Consider the following 18,317-nt stretch of genomic DNA (forward strand, 5'->3'; position numbering starts at 1 on the left):
AAAAATATATTTTATTGAGTATATATAAATTAACAAAGGAGTTGTAAATATGAAAATAAAAACTATAGTTAAGTTATCAACACTTGCTATTGTAATTGGATTTGTATTTACTGGAATGGGGTATGCTTTTGATGAAAATGTATTTATAGAAAACAATAATAGTAGTGATTGCTATGACTCCACTAGTGAAGAATATTTAATTTATAGCAAAAAATTACATGCGTTTAAAAATATAAATGTAGAAACAGATTTAAATAGTATTGAAATTATACCATCAGATCAGTATAAAGTAGACTTAAAATATAAAAAGGATTATATAAACATAAAATATAAAATAGAAAATGGAAGTTTAAATATAAAAGAAGAAAAAATTAAAAATGATACATACAACTTAGAATATTATAAAAAAAATAGAGATAGTAGTATTAAAATATATATACCTAAAGGTATAAAATTAGATAATTTAAGCATATCGTCAAATATATCTAACTTATTCTTAAATAAACTCGATGTATCTAATATTGATTTAAGTTGTGATACAGGAAATATAAACATAAATAATTGCAAGGTAGAACAATTAGACATGGCAACTGCTACAGGTAGTATAAATGTAGATGGATTAGATAGCTTAAATGCTAAATTTAAAAGTAATATGGGAAACATAAATATATTAAATAGCAGTGTAAAAGAAAACTTAGAATTGAGCAATAACATAGGTTATACTAAGTTTAAGGGGGAAATTTTAGGCAATATTAATGTTTCTAATAATTTAGGAAATATTGAACTTGATATAGGTAAAAATGAAGATGAGTATAACTACAACTTAAAAAATGATAGTGGAAATATAATTATAAATGATGAGGTTAAAAGTAGAAAATTTATAAAGAACAACAAATCTAAGTTTGATATGAATTTGAAATGTAACTCTGGAGATATAAATTTAAAATTTAATTAATAGTAAAAAGTACTTAAATCAATAAATAGTTTTAAGTACTTTTTGTTATTAATTAAATTATACTTACTGAAAATATTGGATAAATTATAAAATACAGATGGATTAATATACTTTATATATTTTGTAAATAATAACTTTAAAATATATATGATTTAAAAAGGAGGCTAACATGACTCATAAAAAGGAATTTTTAAAAGATATAGGTATGAATAAAAATTTTAAAACATCATTAATGGTAATGAAAAAAATACATAAGGATAGCAATATGACAACCTATATACTTACAGATAGGAGTGAAGAAATTAAAGCTAGAATACCGAATAAGTTTAGGTTAAAGCCAGGTCAAGTTATAGAGGTAGAAAGTAAAAAAGAGCCTACCATGGATGAAGTTAAAAGTGTAAGAATAATAGAATCTGACTATGAACTAGATGACTATTTACCAAAAGTAAAAAGACCTATACAAGATATTTTAAAAGAAATACAAGATATAAGTGATGAATATATAAAATCTGAAGAAGCTTCAATCTTAAATGATTACTTTTTTAAAGATGAAGAATTTCTGGACAAGTTTAAAAAGGGCATAGGTGGGGTATCAATGCATCATAACTACATAGGAGGCCTAGCAGAGCATACTCTTGGAGTTATGTACTTATCCAAGACACTTTGTGATAGATATAATTGTAAGAATAAAGAGATAGCAATATTAGGAGCAAAACTTCATGATATAGGCAAGCTTTATGAATTAGATTACAAAGGTCCATTTAAATATACTTTGCAAGGTGAGTTAGAAGGACATATAGCAATAGGTGTTCAAATGGTAGACAAAGCTATAAATGAAATCAACTATGAGTTTAGTGAAGATTTTATAAGGAGAGTTAAAGGATGTATAATACAACATCATGGAAAACTTGAATATGGATCTCCTAGAGAATGCAACATGGAAGAGTCTTTTATCATAAACTTTGCAGATGGAATAGATGCAACTATGAATAAAATTAATCAGATTAAAGATAAATCACAAAATGATGGTTGGTCAGATTATGATAGAAGATTAGAAACACGATTATATTTATAAACTCTTAGAAAGGGGATAAAAATGATAAATATAAATGAAAAATTTGAAGAGATACGAAAAAGCCTAGAAAAAGAACTTATAGGACAAAATGAATTTATTAAAGATTTATGTAATTACTTTAACTATAAATTTTCAAAAAATGAAAAAGGTATTTTAGTTTTAGTTGGAGAAAAGGAAACTGCTAAAAAAACCAGTATAAGACGAATATTTGAAAATTTAAAAGGAACTAATTTATTATATAATCCTCAGGTAGATGAAATTGACTTAGGATCATATAATTTTAATTTAGGATATAATGCTTTCTTAACAGACTTATATGAAAAATTAAGTTCTGATTCAGCTTGTGTAATGTTTAAAAATATAGAAAAATCAAGTGGGGAAATTTTAAAAGTATTATCGAGCTTATACCCAAATACATGTTTAAACTTAAATGATGATTATATTATAAAAAATAAGTTTTTAGTTAAAGCAGACAATGAAGAATCAGGTACTATAGATAAACTTGTTTGCCATAATAAGTTTTTAGTATATATTAGTAACAATGAAGAATTTGAAATAGATAAATATTTTAATGAACAATTTAAATTGAATATAGATAAAACTCTACATACAAAACCATTAAATAGAAATGAACGAAATAAAGTGGTAAAAAGAGAAGTATTAAAAACAATTAGAAATGTAGAACAAAAATTTAATATTAAAATAACTTTAGATATAAATGAAGATGACAAAGGTGACGAATATTTTGGAATATGCAAATTTCTTCAAGAAACATATAAAAAGGACTCAAATTTTGGTATAAGTGAATATGTTTCTTATAAGCTATGTAAGCCATTAACAAATTTAATAAGAGAAGATAGATTAAAAACTACAACTGATGCGCTTATATATGTTAAAGACAATGATATATACTGCAAAATAAATGATGAAGAATTGAATTTAAACGAATATTCAATGCCTACGTTAGAAGAAGCTGAGTATAAATTAAATTCTATAATAGGGATCGAAGATTTAAAAATATTTTTAAATAATGTGAAAAATAATTATAAAGTTCAAAAAATAAGAGAACGTTTAGGGCTCAAGACATCTAATATATCCTTAAACATGATTTTTGCAGGAAATGCAGGGACGGGTAAAACTAACGCTGCAAGGATAACATTTGAATATTTAAATTCTTTAGGTATTTTGTCAAAAGGAATATACAGAGAAGTTAGTAAAGCTGACTTTGTTACAGAAAATGTAGCTGATACTGCCAAAAGAACTATAGATATAATAAACTCTGCTATAGGAGGGGTTTTATTTATAGATGAAGCATACTCATTATGTGAAAGTGATGATGATAAAGCAGGAAAAGAAATTGTTGATGCTTTACTTAAGGGAGTGGAAGACAATAGAGATGAATTAGTTGTTATTTTAGCTGGATATGAAAAAGATATGGATGAATTTTTAACATTTAACCCAGGACTTAAATCAAGATTTCCAAACACTATTCATTTTGAGGACTATACTCCTACGCAGATGTACGAAATTGCGTTAAATATTGCAAAATCAAAGGGATATAGAATTGCAAAAAATGTGAAACATGATTTAATAGATTTATTTGCAAAGAACCAAATAAATGGTAAAAATGATTTAGGAAATGCAAGGTTTGTTAGAAACATAGTTGAAAATGCTATATTGGATGCGTCTAAAAAATATCTAACAGATAAATCTAAACAAATAGATTTATTGGAGAGAGATAATTTTAACTTTAAGGCAAAAACTAAATTTGATCTTGAGGAAAAATTAAGTTCGATAGTGGGATTAACAGAAGTTAAAAATTTATTAAGAAGTCAATATAAACTAATTGTGGCTCAAGAAAAGCGAAAATCAGCAGGAGTAAGTACAAAAATTGAACAAAATTTAAATATGGTGTTTGCAGGAAATCCTGGCACAGGAAAAACTAGTATTGCTAGATTAGTGGCAGAAATGCTAAACAGTATGGGACTTTTAAAAGTAGGACAACTTGTTGAGACAGATAGATCTAGCTTTGTATCTGAATTACCAGGTCAAACATCTAAGAAAACAGAAGAGAAGTTTAAAGAAGCTATAGGTGGTGTGCTTTTTATAGACGAAGCTTATACATTAGCTAATGATTCACTAGGGAGAGAGGCTATAGAAACCTTACTTAAATTGATTGAAGATTATGGAAAAGATGTAGTTGTTATACTTGCTGGGTATGAAGAAGAAATGGAAGACTTTTTTGATGTTAATATAGGTCTTAAGTCAAGATTTCCTATATGGACGGTTTTTAAAGATTACAATCCAAATGAGTTGCTAGAAATGGCTATAAAATTAATTGAGAATAAAGGATTTAAGTTATCCAAAAACGCATATACAGCTTTAAAAACAAGTTTTGAGGCTATATATGAAGAGGCTGATTCACAGTCAGGCAATGGTAGGATGGTAAGAAATTATGTTGAAAGTTTAATTAGAAACCAAAGTATAAGAATAGCTGAAGAAGATATAAGTGTTTATGAAATGAATTTAATAACAGTTAAAGATATAGAAAAGATAAATATGTCAGACTATGAAAATACTTTTGACTTAGAAGAAAAACTAAGCAACTTAAAAGGAAATTGTAAAGCTAAAGACTTTTTAAGAAGTCAGTATAAACTAATGAAGATAGAAGAAAAAAGAGAAAAGCTAGGAAAGAGAAGCAGAACAAATAAATACAAAAATATTATTTTTACTGGAGACACAGGTACAGGTAAAAAAAGAGTTTTAAGTATTTTATCTGAAATGTATTTTAGCAAAGGTCTTATAAAAGCTAAAAGTATAGTTGAAATAGATAAAGATGAGATAGTATCTAGCATAAACAGTGGTATGAATCTAGAAGATATATTAAATAAGTTTATAGGTAAAGTAATTTTAATAGATAAGTTTGATTTACTTATTAATGAATATAATTACAATGAAATAGTATCTATGCTTATCAAGTTTATAGATAAAAATAAAAGCAAAATAATACTAGTTATATCAGGTAATAAAGTTGGAATTGATAAAATCTTATTAGAAAATCAATCACTTAACTACAGATTTCCTTTATATTTAGATTTTAATGGATATAATGAAGAAGAACTTTATGAAATATGTTTAGATACTTTGGACAATAAAGGATTTATTTTAAATGAAGAAAGTTATGAAACACTAAAAAATACAATGAACGAATTGTATAATAATAAAAATATACTTTTAAAAAATGCTTTTATGGTAAAAAGTTATATAGATACTCTTGTAAGAATTCAAAGTTGCAGAGTATATGATAATAAAGTAAATGCAAAGGATATAAATACTATAGAAAAAGGAGATATAGAAAAAGGAAAAAAAGAATTTATTGATAAAAATTTAAATCAAAAAAACATTAAGGAAAAAGATAATTATTTTAATTATGGTGAAGAAAATAAAATGAATTCAATTGACTTAGATTTAATTCCTAGTAGGAATAAAGAAAATAAAAAATACTTAGAAACATCTACTGTAGATGAATTATTAAAACTAAAAAATCTATTAGATTTAAATATAATAGATGAAGATGAGTTTAAGTTGTTAAAATATAAAATTATAAGTCGAATATAGAGAAAAAATACTAGGGTAAAACCTAGTATTTTTTTCTTTAAGGAAATTATACGTAACTAATATTTGTGGATAACTTATGGGGTATAGCAATATTAATATTTGGGTGAAAGTAAAAAATAACACTTTGAGCAACGTACTAAATCGTCTGAGTAACGGGACACGAGTTTACCGAGTGGACGTTGATGACATGAAATTTGAGCGACATGAGCAAAGCGAATTTTTTATATTATGATATAATATAAAAAGCTATAAGAGGTTATTAAGGAGGGTTATATGGAAAATAAAATAGTGGATTACATATATGGAGAGTTTGAATTAGAGGATGTTTTAATAGAACTTATAAATTGTGATGCATTACAAAGGTTAAAAAATATACATCAAGTAGGAGCTACATATTTAATTAAAGAGGAATTAAACGTAAATAGATTTGAGCATTCAATTGGGGTTATGCTGTTGATTCGATTATTAGGTGGAAGTTTAAAAGAGCAAATAGCAGGATTACTTCATGATATATCACACACTGCATTTTCACATGTAATAGACTTTGTATTCGATAATAGTGATGAAGATTATCATGAACTTATATTTGATGAAGTTGTAATAAATTCTAAAATTCCATATATATTAAATAAGTATGGATATGACTTTAAAGAGATATTAGAAAATGAAGAGCAGTGGACTATACTAGAAAGAAAAGCACCTAGGTTATGCGCGGACAGAGTTGATTATACTTTAAGGGATATGTATAAGTACGGGTTTACTAATAAAAATGAAATAAATGAGTTTTTAAAAAATATACAAGTATTAGATGGAGAAATTGTTACAAACGATATAGAATCAGCTAGATGGTTTTTAGAGCTATACTATACAGAGGTTATAGATTTCTTTATGAATCCCATAAATGGATATTCTTATGATAAGTTATCTAAAGCAATAAAAATTGCGATTGATGAGAATGAGTTGAATTTAAAAGATATATTAAAAACAGATAATGAGGTAATAGACATACTTAACAGATCTGAAAATAATAAAATAAAAAGTCTAATGAAATCACTAAACAAAAATGTAAAACTTAGGATAAATGAGGATAAGTACGATATATTTATAAAAGGTAAAACAAGACTTATAGACCCTGGAGTTAGTATAGGTGGGAAAGTATATTCGTTATCAGAGCTAGATAATAATGTAGAACTTATAAATAAAAAGGCAAAAGCAAAGATGGAAAAGGGTGTTTACATAGAAATATTATAAAGGTGTTGATACACCTTTATAATTATTTACACTGAGGGTTTATAAGTTCATATTTATCAGTTAAGTTTTTTTCTCCCCACTCGCACATTGCCTCAAGTATTGGGTATAAACTCATGCCTTTATCTGTTATACTATATTCAACTCTAGGAGGAACCTCTGGATAAACTGTTCTAGATATTAATCCATCAGATTCTAATTCTCTTAATTGGGTAGTTAAAGTTTTATGAGACACCTTACAAATAAATGATTGAATTTCACCAAACCTTTTAGTTCCTTCTTCTATTAAATAATAAAGTATTAAAGGTTTCCATTTACCGCCAATAGCATTTAATGTTATTTCTATTTCACATGTTAATATAGATTTTTTCATAAATTTCCTCCAATGAATCTGTTGAAAATGCACAATAGTTACTTCTAGTTCACTATATAACAATTATGTGCGTACTTACAATATAATATCAAAGAATATATAATTATTCCATAATAAAAATAGTTATATGGAGGTTATGTATGAAAAAATTAGCTGTAATAACAGGAGCAAGTTCAGGAATAGGAAGAGAAATAGCAAAAAAATTATCTAATAATGGTCATCCGGTACTATTATTATCTAGAAGACTTGATAAAATGGAAGAATTAAACTTACCTAATTCTTTATGTAAATCAGTGGATGTAACAAATATAGAAAAAATGAAAGAAGCTATAAAAGAAGCTGAAGAAAAATTTGGAAAAGTTGATTGCTTGGTAAACTGTGCTGGCATAATGCTACTTGGAGAGCCTAATACACAAAGTTATGAAGAATGGAGCAATATGATAGATGTAAATATAAAGGGTATACTTACAGGAACTAATATTGTATTAAACGATATGGTATCTAGAAATGAAGGAACAATAATTAATATAAGTTCTATAGCAGGAAGAAAGACATTTGATAATCATTCAGTTTATTGTGGTACAAAATTTGCAGTTCATGCAATAACAGAAAATATAAGAAAAGAAGTTGCAAGCTCAAATGTAAGGGTCATAACTATAGCTCCAGGTGTTGTAGAAACTCCTCTTTTATCACACACAACAGATGTGAATATAAAAGATAATTACAATGAATGGAAAAAAACTATAGAATCAGGTCTTGATCCAGAAAAAATAGCAAGTTGTGTAGAATTTGCTTATAACCAGCCTCAAGATGTATGTATAAGAGAAATTGTTATAGCAAAGACTAAACAAGAAGATTAATAAAATAATTAAATTATGTAAACTGTTCAAAGTGGGGAGGGAGTATATGTATACTAATAAAGTTGTAGTAGTTACAGGGGCAAGTAATGGTATCGGAAGAGCTATTGCCATGGAGTATGCAAAGTTAAATGCATTAGTTATTGCAATAGATATTGAAGAATATAATTTTGATAATAAGAATATAATTTTTTACAAGGCAGATTTAAAAGATGAAAAAAGAATTAGAGATATATTTAAAGATGTAGTGAAAAAATATAAAACTATTCATGTATTAATAAACAATGGAGCTATAAGTAAGTTTAACAAATCTGTATATGATATAACTTTAAATGAATTTGATGAAGTGATGGATGTTAATTTAAGAGGAAGTTTTATATGCTCTCAAGAATTTATAAAAGCGAATCAAAATGAAAGTTATGGAAGAATAGTAAATATATCTTCTACTAGATTTAATCAAAATGAATTTGGGTGGGAAAGTTATGGAGCTTCAAAGGGAGGGCTTATATCTTTAACTAACACAATGGCTATATCTTTATCAAATACTCCAATAACGGTCAATGCAATAAGTCCGGGCTGGATAGAAACTCAAAACTATGAAGATTTAAGTGAGAGAGACCATAAAAATCACCCATCGGGAAGAGTAGGTAAACCAAAGGACATAGTAAATACATGTTTATTTTTAACATATTATGAGAATGACTTTATAAATGGATGTAATATCATTGTTGACGGCGGCATGACTAAAAAAATGATATATGACTAAAAACATACTAAGGCCAAACTGCTATTTTGGCTTTAGTATGTTTTTTTAATACTTATACTATATTTCTTTTATTATAATAGGTATTCATATATAATAGTGATTGAATATTGAAATTTTATGTGAAAGGGAGAGGTTGATGAATAAAAAAACAGCATTAGTTACAGGTGCATCTAGAGGAATAGGCAAAGCTATAGCTACTTTGTTTGCTGAAAATGATTATAATGTATTAATAAATTATAATAATTCAGAGAAAGAAGCTTTAGAACTATATAATGATTTAAAAAGTAGAGGGTTGTCAGTAGATACATATAAAGCAGATGTTTCAAAAAAAGAAGAAGTAAATTTCATGGTAAACTATTGCATTGGAAGATTTGAAAGCATAGACGTTTTAGTTAATAATGCAGGTATTAGTAGAACCAATTTATTTACAGACATAAGCTATGAAGAATGGAATGAGGTAATAAATACAAACTTAAATAGTGTATTTTTTACAACTCAAAAAGTTCTACAGTATATGATACCGCAAATGAATGGAAAGATAATAAATATATCATCAATATGGGGAATGGTTGGAGGGTCTTATGAAGTTCACTATTCTACTAGTAAAGCTGCTATAATTGGAATGACTAAGGCGTTAGCAAAAGAATTAGGACCTTCAAATATTCAAGTCAATTGTATTGCTCCAGGAGTTATAAAAACAGATATGTTAGACAATATATCTGATGATACTCTTGATATGTTAAAAGAGGAAACTCCTTTAATGAGGCTTGGAACACCTAATGATATAGCTCAATGTGCACTGTATTTAGCAAGTAGCAATTCGGATTTTTTAACAGGTCAAATTATAAGTCCTAATGGAGGGTTTGTTATAGTTTAAATTAAAATAGAGGAGCCAATATAATGAGGCATGGAATTAAAAGCTTTATACGATTAGTTATAGGTTTATTTGTTTGTTCAATTGGAATAGTTTTAACTATACAGGCCAATCTAGGATTATCACCTTGGGATGCATTTCACCATGGATTATCAAGAAATTTAGGGATCACTATGGGTCAGGCAAGTATGTTGCTTGGAATAATAGTTGTTATAGTAGATATGTTTTTAGGTGAAAATTTAGGAATTGGAACAATTTTAAATATGTTTTTAATTGGAATATTTATGGACTTTTTTATGCTAAATAATATAATCCCTACATCAACGAATATGATAATTGGATTTATAATGTTGTTTATAGGTATGTTTATTATAGGAATTGGTTGTGTAATTTATATAGGCGCTGGATATGGAAGTGGTCCAAGAGATGGATTAATGGTAGCACTTCACAAAAAAACAAAAAGGCCAGTAAAAACAATTAAAACCTGTATAGAAATGTTTGCTCTTTTATTTGGATTTATACTAGGGGGAAGTATTGGGATAGGTACGGTAATAACTACCTTAGTGTTTGGACTATTTATAGAATACTCATTTAAAATTTGCAAGTTTGATACAAATAGTATAAGCCATAGATATATACTGGATGATATTAAGCGTATTAAATATAGACTTTTTAATGATTCTTATAAGGAATGTATAAATAATATAGATTTAGATGAAAACTCACATTAATAAAAAAGAAAGCGATGCTTTCTTTTTTATTTGTATTTTTAACAGGTGGAAATTAAAGTAATTTGTAGAAAAAATAACACCTTTGCTAAAAAATCTTCATATATTATAGCAAAGAATTAAAAATAAGGAGGACTTACATTGAAAATATGTATACCAATAAAAGATGAAAAAAGTTTTCAAGTATGTAATGATATAAACAACACTCCAAATATAATGATTTTTGATACAAATACTAAAAATTTTTACGTTAAAAATACATCTGAAATGAATTTAGGGAGAATAGTAGATTATTTACTAGATAATAATATAAAGCGATTAATTTCGAATGTAAGTATTATACATCATCATAAATATATAGCTTGTAGAGATATAATTATATACAAGCCAAATATTAGTGTTGATGCTTTTTCCAATATAAACTTATTTTCAGCAAATAGATTAGTTATAGATCAAAAAAAACATTGAGAATATAGTTAAAATAAGCTGGAAGCTTAAAAGTTAAAATGGGATATTATAATATCTCATTTTTACATAAAGTATAAATAAAAAGCTCAAAAATGCAGAGAATAAGTAGTATAAATGACCAATTAAACCACATAAATAAATTAAATTGTAAAAATAATCAAAAAGTGGTAGAAAAATGTCGAAAATAGTGTATAATATATTATTGAGAAAACTAAAGAAAAAGGAGAAAGCTATGTCAATAATTTTAAACATTTTAGGAATCATAGTGTTATTAGCTGGACTTTACCTAGCATCTTCTGACAAAACGTCGGTAAACAAGAAATTGATAGGAAAGGCTTTACTAATACAATTCGTACTTGCCTTTTTCCTAGTAAAATTCCCTATAGGGAGAACTGTTGTACAAATAGTTTCTAACTTTGTAACTAATGTATTAGGTTATGGAATGGAAGGTTTAACTTTCGTATTTGGACCATTAGCTGATGGGAAAAGTGGATTCATATTTGCAATATCAGTTCTTGGAAACATAGTCTTTATAGGAGCATTAGTTGGGGCTCTTTACTATTTAGGAATTATAAACTTTATAGTTAAAGTAATTGGTGGTGCAATACAAAAGGTACTAGGAACAAGTGCGGTAGAAAGTTTCGTTGCAGTTGCTAATATGTTCTTAGGTCAAACAGAATCACCAATACTTGTAAGTAAATACTTACATTTAATGACTACAAGTGAGCTTATGCTAGTTTTAGTATCTGGTATGGGAAGTATGTCAGCTACTGTTTTAATGGGATATGTAGGAATGGGAATACCTATGGAAAACTTACTTATAGCAGGAGCATTAGTTCCAATAAGTAGTATAATAGTTTCGAAGCTATTAATACCTGAAACTCAACATGAGGAAGTTGTTGAAAAGGTAGAAATGGATAGAAAAGGTGCACATACAAATATAATGTCTGCTATATCAGAAGGTGCTACTAATGGTATGCAAATGGCATTTGGTATAGGAGCAGCATTAATAGCTATAACAGGATTAGTTGCTTTAGTTAATGGTGGTTTAGGGGTAATAGGATTATCTTTACAACAAATATTATCATATGTATTTGCTCCACTTGCATTATTAATGGGGCTAGATCCTTCTCATGTACTAACAGCTGGACAATTACTAGGAAGTAAAATGGTATTAAATGAATTCATAGCATTTGGGGATTTAGGACAAATAATTAAAACTCTTGATCCTAGAACTGCTCTAGTTATATCAATATCTTTAGCAGGATTCGCAAATATATCAAGTATAGGTATTTGTATATCAGGAATATCAGTATTTTGTCCTGAAAGAAGAACAGAGATATCTAACATAGCATTAAAAGGTATGATAGGTGGTTTCTTAGTTAGTACTTTATCAGCTATGATAGTTGGTTTAATATTATTATTCTAATAAAAAAGATTTGAGTTAACTCAAATCTTTTTTTTATTTTTTGAAAAATAGTTAATTTAAAAGAAAAACATAGAAAATAAAGTTATAAACTTATATTTAAGTTGTAGTAAAAATATCATAGATATGTTAATATGAAAATGTAGATAAATGTAAAAAATGATGATAAATAGAGGCTTGTGCAAGGAGGGATTAATATAAGTATCTCAAATGTAATTTTAATGGGTATCCCAGAAGCTTTAGTTATATTTTATTCTGTTGGAATAGCAATTAAAGATATTAAACGGAAAGATATATTTTATATGACATTCCTATATGTATTTATTTGGTATTTTTTGGATAAAAAACTTCCTTTAGGAGTTAGCAATGTTTTATTATTTTTTGCTTTAGCTATAATTGTAAAGTTTTTTAGCAATTTAAATATAGCACAGTCATTCATTATAACTGCTATAGTATTAGGAATAAGAATGACATCGGAAGTTATAACGATTACTCTTATGAATGTTATGGGAATAAAGCTTGACTTTATATTAGATAATCAACTATTAAGGGTTCTAGCTTGCTATATGGCTATTTTATTTATGGCTATTTTTATGAAGTTAATAAAATATAAATATTTTAAACAGACTATGGACTTAAAAAATATATCGGAAAAAAATAAATACGCGCAACAAGTACTTTTATATGTAAGTGTATTAATAATGGCTATAATTGGAATTTTAATTTTACTTTTATACAGTGTAAGTGGGATGCATTATGATGCAGAAATTATAGTAAGGATTTTTGTAGTACTATCATTAATATTAATATTGATTGTCTTAATTTTTATGGTAATAAATTATGACAAAAGAAAAGCTTTAAATGAATTAGAAAAAAGTTTAATGGAAAAAAATTTAAAACAAATGGAAGATAGTGTAGATGCACTGAGAATTCAAAGACATGATTATATGAATCATTTACAAATAATTCTTATGCAAGTTACAAGTGGTAAGATTGAAGATGCTAGAAGATATATTTTAAGTATGGCAGATTATGAGAGCAATGTATCTGTCGATTTTGTAACGGGTAATCATTGTATAGATGCTATATTAAATACGAAAAAATTAAGAGCATCTAAATATAATATAGATTTTACTGCATGTATTGACAGTGTATTAGAAAATATAGAGCTAACAGATTCAGAGATAAGTTCTATACTCTTAAATATAATAGATAATGCAATTGATGAACTTCAATTTTCTGAAAAAGATTATAAATATGTCCATGTAGACATTTATGAAGAAGAAAGTTATTATAATATTTGTATCAAGAATAATGGTTCAAAAATAAAAGATACTAAAAAAATATTTGAAATGGCATATTCATCTAAAGGTGAAAATAGAGGATATGGACTATATTCAATTAAAAAGTTATTAGAAGGTTATAAGTGCTCTATAGATGTAGAGAGCGATAATATGGAAACTGAATTTAATATTAAAGTACCATTTACAAAGCATATAACTAATACGAACTAAACAAAAGACTATACAATAGAAAATCTATTATATAGTCTTTTGTTTTTTAAAAATTAAAAATTAGAATCCCAAGCTTCATATTGAAGTATTAGTTTTTCGTTTTTCAAGCAATACAAATAAAATAAAAAAAATAAAAATAAAGTAAAAACTGCCATTAAATAGCCCCCTACATTTAAATTTAATTTATACTATTAAATCTAATTAACTATTATATTAGACTAAAAATCACAATATCCTTTTAATTGTAAAAATTAAATTTGTATACATCCATTTTCCATAGTAAGAATCTTATCTCCAACTGACCTTGCAAAATCTTTATCATGAGTCACTATTAATATAGATCTCTTTTCTTCTTTTAAGTTGAAAAGTATTTCTTTAAAAATATTTATATTATATGAGTCTAAAGCAGATGTAGGTTCATCTAAACACAATACTCTAGGATTTAAAGCTAATGCTCGAGCTATAGCAACCCTTTGTTTTTGACCTCCAGAAAGTTCGAAAGGATAAGAATTAGACTTATCTTCTAATTTTAATTTATTTAATAAAGAGAGTGCATTTTCAATTGCATCAAATTTATTTTGTTTTAATGTACTTAAGGGAGATAAAGTTATATTTTCACAAACAGACATATGTGGAAATAAATTGAAATTTTGAAATACCATACCAATCTCGCCTTTTAAATTTAATATATCTTTATAACTATTAATAGTCTGTCCATTTACAATTATTTGTCCACTATCAAAGCTTTCAAGTCCACATATACATCTAAGTAAGGTAGTTTTACCGCTACCTGATTTTCCAAGCAAAACACATATTTCACCTGGAGCTATGTTTAAATTTGTATTTTGTAAAACCATAGTACGACCAAAGGATTTATTTAAATTATTTACTTTTATCATTTTATGTCTCCTAATTATAATATGAAAGTTTTTGTTCCAAAGTTTTGAATATGCTACTTAAAATAAATATTAATGCTAAGTATAAAACTCCAACCTCTATCAAAGGAATTAAACTTAAAGTTCTATTTGAATTTACTTGAGCTACTCTTAAAATATCATTCAGCCCTAAAATATATACAAGAGAAGTATCTTTGACTAATGTAATAACTTCGTTTGATACTGGGGATAAAATTGTTTTAAAAACTTGGGGAATAATTATTTTTATAAAGGTTAGCTTTTTATCAAGTCCTAACATTAGACAAGCTTCATATTGACCTTTGTCTATTGAATTTATTCCTCCTCTAAAAATTTCTGCAAAGTAGGCACTGTAATTTAATGAAAAAGCAAGTATTGCAACTGTAAATCTATCAAATACAATACCTATAAGAGGTAACCCATAAAATATAAAAATTAATTGTAGCAATAATGGAGTTCCTCTAAAAGTTAACAAGTAAGTTTTAGCTAAAAAATTTAAATACTTTAAACTAGATACCCTACAAAGTGTGATTAGTGTTCCTAAGGGTATTGAAACTATAAGCGTAAATAAAAATAATATTAAAACTAATTTTAAACCTTCTAACATAAGATCCTCCTATTGATTAAACCATTTTTTATAAACTTTATCGAATGTTTTATCTTGTTTTATCTCATCTAAAACATTGTTTACTTTATCACGAAGTTTTATATTACCTTTTTTAAACCCAACTACAAAAACTTCTTTGCCTAAAATATCATTTGAAATTTTGAAATTGTCATTTTTAGAGTTAGCTATATAATATTTTGCTAAAACTTCATCAACTACAACTGCATCAATTCGTTTAGATTCTAAATCTCTAAAAGCATTATCAAAAGTATCATAAAGTATAGGCGCCTTGTTTTTGAATGTATTGACTAATCTATTATCTTTTTCAAGGATATCAAGTCCAGAGCTTCCTTGTTGCGTTGCAACTACTTTATTTTTTAAATCAGCTTTACTTTTAATAGCTGAATTTTTAATTGTAACAATAACTTGATTATTGCTTAAATAAGGATTAGAATAGTCAACTTTATTACGTCTTTCATCAGTTAAAGTATAACCATTCCATAAAACATCAATATTTCCTGAATTTAATTCTACATCCTTCATTGACCAATCTATATTTTGGAATTTGACATTCATATTGAGTCTAGAAAAAACTTCTTTTGCTAAATCTATATCAAAACCTGATGGAATTCCTTTATCATTTAAAAACCCCATAGGTACAAAAGTATTGTCATAACCTACGATAACCTCATTTTCATTATGTTTTTGTGCATTTTTATTAGACTTAGAACATCCAGTTAATGATAAAATAGCTAAAAACACTAACAAGAATAAACCTGAAACTTTAATTATATTTTTCATGTAATATCTCCTTAAATAGTAAGTTTAAAATTATATTTGAGTATATTTCTTTGCGCGCATAATGAAATAAACTAAAAAACTCCCATCCTCTAGCTAATGCTAGAGGACGGGAGTTAAATCTCACGTGGTTCCACCTCTATTTTATTAATATCTCACGATACCAACCTCTTTGAGTACGGCAAAAAATATTTGCTTATACTCTAGCACTATAACGGGTGCAGGGAATCCGGAATCAGCCTACTAAGAGAATTTCTTTTCGGTGTTCAGCTCAAAGATGTGTTCAAAGTAAAATCAATTGCCCCTCTCACCAAACGGTAGCTCTCTGTTAAAGATAGTTACTTTTACTATTTCTTTTCATAGCATTTAAAATTAGATTTTGTTATTGATTTAAATAATAAAGCTATTTTTTTTATATGTCAATAGATTTTTTATTTATCTTGAAAGATTTTCTATAAATCACTATCATATAGACAAAATGTAGAATATATTATAGGATTAAAATGAAAATTAAAAAAGGAGTAGCATAATGAAAGAGAAATCTTTAAAGTTTAAGGTTAGTGTTAGTATAGTTGCTATTTTAACTATACTAGCGGGTATATTTTTTATTTACACAAGTTCTTATTATAAATCACAATCATATGCTATAGAATCATTAAAGTCAGATTCCAACGTGATTGTTGAAAATGAGAAAAATGGGGATATTTTCTTTAATCCTAAATCAAATAAAAAGAAAGTTGGATTCATTTTTTATCCAGGAGCTAAAGTAGAAAATAGTGCATATTCGCCTATGGCTAGAGAAATAGCATCTAAAGGATATCCTGTTATATTAAGTAAGATGAAATTCAATTTAGCAATTTTATCACCTAATAAAGCTAAGAATATGTTAGATGAGCATCAAGATGTGAACTCATGGGTTATAGGAGGACACTCATTAGGTGGGGTTATGGCTTCTGATTATGCATTGAAAGACAGTAAAATAAAGGGGTTAGTGCTGTTAGCATCATATCCTAAAGATAATAAGGATTTTGCAAAGAGTGAGATGAATGTATTGTCTTTATGGGGAAGTAATGATAAAGTTGCAGATTTAAATAAAGTAAAAAATGCAAAAAAAGTAATGCCTGCAAACTCTAAATTTATTGAAATTCCAGGAGGAAATCATGCTGGATTTGGAGATTATGGAGAACAAAAAGGTGATGGGAAATCTTTAATAAGCAATAAAGAGCAAATAAATATTACATCTAACGAGATTATTGAATTTTTAGAATCTATAAAGTAAATACAAATTAAAACTAAATAAAATTAAGAAATAACCGTATTAAATATATACGGTTATTTTTTGTTATTTTTAAAAATATAGAACAAGGAGATTTAGAATGGATGTAAGCCAATTAGTCACAATTAAACTTTTAAATGCAGTAAATCAAGCAAATACAAATAATAAAAATGAGTTTAATAGTAATTTTGATTTATTTAATTTAATTTTAGAAAATGCAATAGAAAATATTCCAACAAACAATTGCAAGTGCAGTTGTCATTGCAATAATAATCAAGATGAACATAGTTTGGATTCATTACAAACACTTCAAAGTAATATAAATAGTAGTAAGATTAACAATTGCAACCAAACTTCAAATAAAAACAGTGCAGAAAATACATTAGTGAATACAGTCAAACCAGCAGAAAAAAGTAATATAAATACATCTGCATCTAATGATATGGATAAAGCTGTTGAGTTAATAGAAAGCAAAGTAGGAAATAAATATGTATGGGGTGCTACTGGACCTAATTCTTTTGATTGTTCAGGATTAGTTCAATATGTTTATAAAAATGCATTAGGAAAAGACATACCAAGAACTTCATATGAGCAAAGTAAGTTTGGAAAAGCTGTAGATAAAAAAGATTTACAAGTAGGAGATTTAGTATTTTTTGATACTATGGGAAAAGGGAGAGTAAGTCATGTAGGCATGTATGTAGGAAACAATGAATTTGTACATGCTGCAAATGAAAAGTCTGGAATTAAAAAGTCTAAATTAACTGGGTACTATGAAACACATTATAAAGGAGCCAGAAGACCTTAGTATAATTAAATAAGA

At 26.7% G+C, this 18,317-nt stretch carries 17 protein-coding genes and 1 other annotated feature; of the genes, 13 read left to right on the forward strand and 4 right to left on the reverse strand.

Features of this window, described 5'->3' with window-relative positions:
• Positions 1-49 precede the first annotated feature (49 nt).
• The 4 genes from VN21_RS17060 to VN21_RS17075 all read left to right on the forward strand — a co-directional run bounded on the left by VN21_RS17060 (position 50) and on the right by VN21_RS17075 (position 6,899).
• The gene (locus VN21_RS17060) at positions 50-955 is read left to right on the forward strand and encodes a DUF4097 family beta strand repeat-containing protein (protein ID WP_046824321.1); all 906 of its coding nucleotides are present in this window, start codon (positions 50-52) and stop codon (positions 953-955) included.
• Between the two features lie 169 nt (positions 956-1,124).
• Positions 1,125-2,030, forward strand: a complete 906-nt coding sequence (locus tag VN21_RS17065; RefSeq protein WP_046824322.1) for an HD domain-containing protein — start codon at positions 1,125-1,127, stop codon at positions 2,028-2,030.
• Between the two features lie 21 nt (positions 2,031-2,051).
• Positions 2,052-5,648 carry an AAA family ATPase gene (locus VN21_RS17070; protein ID WP_046824323.1) on the forward strand — a complete coding sequence of 1,199 codons (3,597 nt, stop codon included), beginning with the start codon at positions 2,052-2,054 and terminating at the stop codon, positions 5,646-5,648.
• Positions 5,649-5,921: 273 nt separating this feature from the next.
• Entirely contained in the window at positions 5,922-6,899 is a 978-nt protein-coding gene (locus tag VN21_RS17075; RefSeq protein WP_046824324.1) for an HD domain-containing protein, read from the forward strand.
• Between the two features lie 22 nt (positions 6,900-6,921).
• Here VN21_RS17075 and VN21_RS17080 read toward each other — a convergent pair whose 3' ends face one another.
• Positions 6,922-7,269 (reverse strand): winged helix-turn-helix transcriptional regulator, encoded by a 348-nt coding sequence (locus VN21_RS17080; RefSeq protein ID WP_025163093.1) that lies wholly within the window; start codon positions 7,267-7,269, stop codon positions 6,922-6,924.
• A gap of 140 nt (positions 7,270-7,409) precedes the next feature.
• Between VN21_RS17080 and VN21_RS17085 the strand changes: the two genes are divergently transcribed.
• From VN21_RS17085 to VN21_RS17115, 7 genes are all read left to right on the forward strand, one after another.
• Positions 7,410-8,129, forward strand: coding sequence for an SDR family oxidoreductase (locus tag VN21_RS17085; RefSeq protein ID WP_046824325.1), 720 nt, complete (start codon positions 7,410-7,412; stop codon positions 8,127-8,129).
• A 46-nt stretch (positions 8,130-8,175) separates the two neighbouring features.
• Positions 8,176-8,892, forward strand: a complete 717-nt coding sequence (locus tag VN21_RS17090) for an SDR family NAD(P)-dependent oxidoreductase (RefSeq protein ID WP_046824326.1) — start codon at positions 8,176-8,178, stop codon at positions 8,890-8,892.
• A 136-nt stretch (positions 8,893-9,028) separates the two neighbouring features.
• Entirely contained in the window at positions 9,029-9,769 is a 741-nt protein-coding gene (ymfI, locus tag VN21_RS17095) for an elongation factor P 5-aminopentanone reductase (RefSeq protein WP_046824327.1), read from the forward strand.
• Between the two features lie 23 nt (positions 9,770-9,792).
• On the forward strand, positions 9,793-10,497 hold the full coding sequence (locus VN21_RS17100; protein WP_046824328.1) for a YczE/YyaS/YitT family protein: 705 nt from the start codon (positions 9,793-9,795) through the stop codon (positions 10,495-10,497).
• Positions 10,498-10,635: 138 nt separating this feature from the next.
• On the forward strand, positions 10,636-10,962 hold the full coding sequence (locus VN21_RS17105) for a hypothetical protein (protein WP_046824329.1): 327 nt from the start codon (positions 10,636-10,638) through the stop codon (positions 10,960-10,962).
• Positions 10,963-11,194: 232 nt separating this feature from the next.
• Positions 11,195-12,391: a NupC/NupG family nucleoside CNT transporter gene (locus VN21_RS17110; protein ID WP_046824330.1), complete on the forward strand. Its 1,197-nt coding sequence runs from the start codon at positions 11,195-11,197 to the stop codon at positions 12,389-12,391.
• 218 nt (positions 12,392-12,609) lie between these two features.
• Positions 12,610-13,902, forward strand: a complete 1,293-nt coding sequence (locus VN21_RS17115; protein ID WP_046824331.1) for a sensor histidine kinase — start codon at positions 12,610-12,612, stop codon at positions 13,900-13,902.
• A gap of 251 nt (positions 13,903-14,153) precedes the next feature.
• On the opposite strand, the gene VN21_RS17120 is transcribed toward VN21_RS17115, so the two are convergent.
• Genes VN21_RS17120 through VN21_RS17130 form a run of 3 tightly spaced genes read right to left on the reverse strand, consistent with a single transcriptional unit; the run spans position 14,154 to position 16,224 of the window.
• Positions 14,154-14,801, reverse strand: coding sequence for an amino acid ABC transporter ATP-binding protein (locus tag VN21_RS17120; protein WP_046824332.1), 648 nt, complete (start codon positions 14,799-14,801; stop codon positions 14,154-14,156).
• A 10-nt stretch (positions 14,802-14,811) separates the two neighbouring features.
• On the reverse strand, positions 14,812-15,423 hold the full coding sequence (locus tag VN21_RS17125) for an amino acid ABC transporter permease (protein WP_046824333.1): 612 nt from the start codon (positions 15,421-15,423) through the stop codon (positions 14,812-14,814).
• Between the two features lie 9 nt (positions 15,424-15,432).
• Positions 15,433-16,224 (reverse strand): amino acid ABC transporter substrate-binding protein, encoded by a 792-nt coding sequence (locus VN21_RS17130; protein ID WP_046824334.1) that lies wholly within the window; start codon positions 16,222-16,224, stop codon positions 15,433-15,435.
• Between the two features lie 99 nt (positions 16,225-16,323).
• Positions 16,324-16,591 (reverse strand) — a binding site (T-box leader).
• A gap of 159 nt (positions 16,592-16,750) precedes the next feature.
• Here VN21_RS17130 and VN21_RS17135 point away from each other — a divergent pair.
• The gene (locus tag VN21_RS17135; protein WP_046824335.1) at positions 16,751-17,500 is read left to right on the forward strand and encodes an alpha/beta family hydrolase; all 750 of its coding nucleotides are present in this window, start codon (positions 16,751-16,753) and stop codon (positions 17,498-17,500) included.
• A 97-nt stretch (positions 17,501-17,597) separates the two neighbouring features.
• The gene (locus VN21_RS17140) at positions 17,598-18,302 is read left to right on the forward strand and encodes a C40 family peptidase (RefSeq protein WP_052952137.1); all 705 of its coding nucleotides are present in this window, start codon (positions 17,598-17,600) and stop codon (positions 18,300-18,302) included.
• Positions 18,303-18,317: the final 15 nt, after the last annotated feature.

Source organism: Paraclostridium benzoelyticum (genome assembly GCF_001006285.1).
Taxonomy (GTDB): Bacteria; Bacillota; Clostridia; order Peptostreptococcales; family Peptostreptococcaceae; genus Paraclostridium; species Paraclostridium benzoelyticum.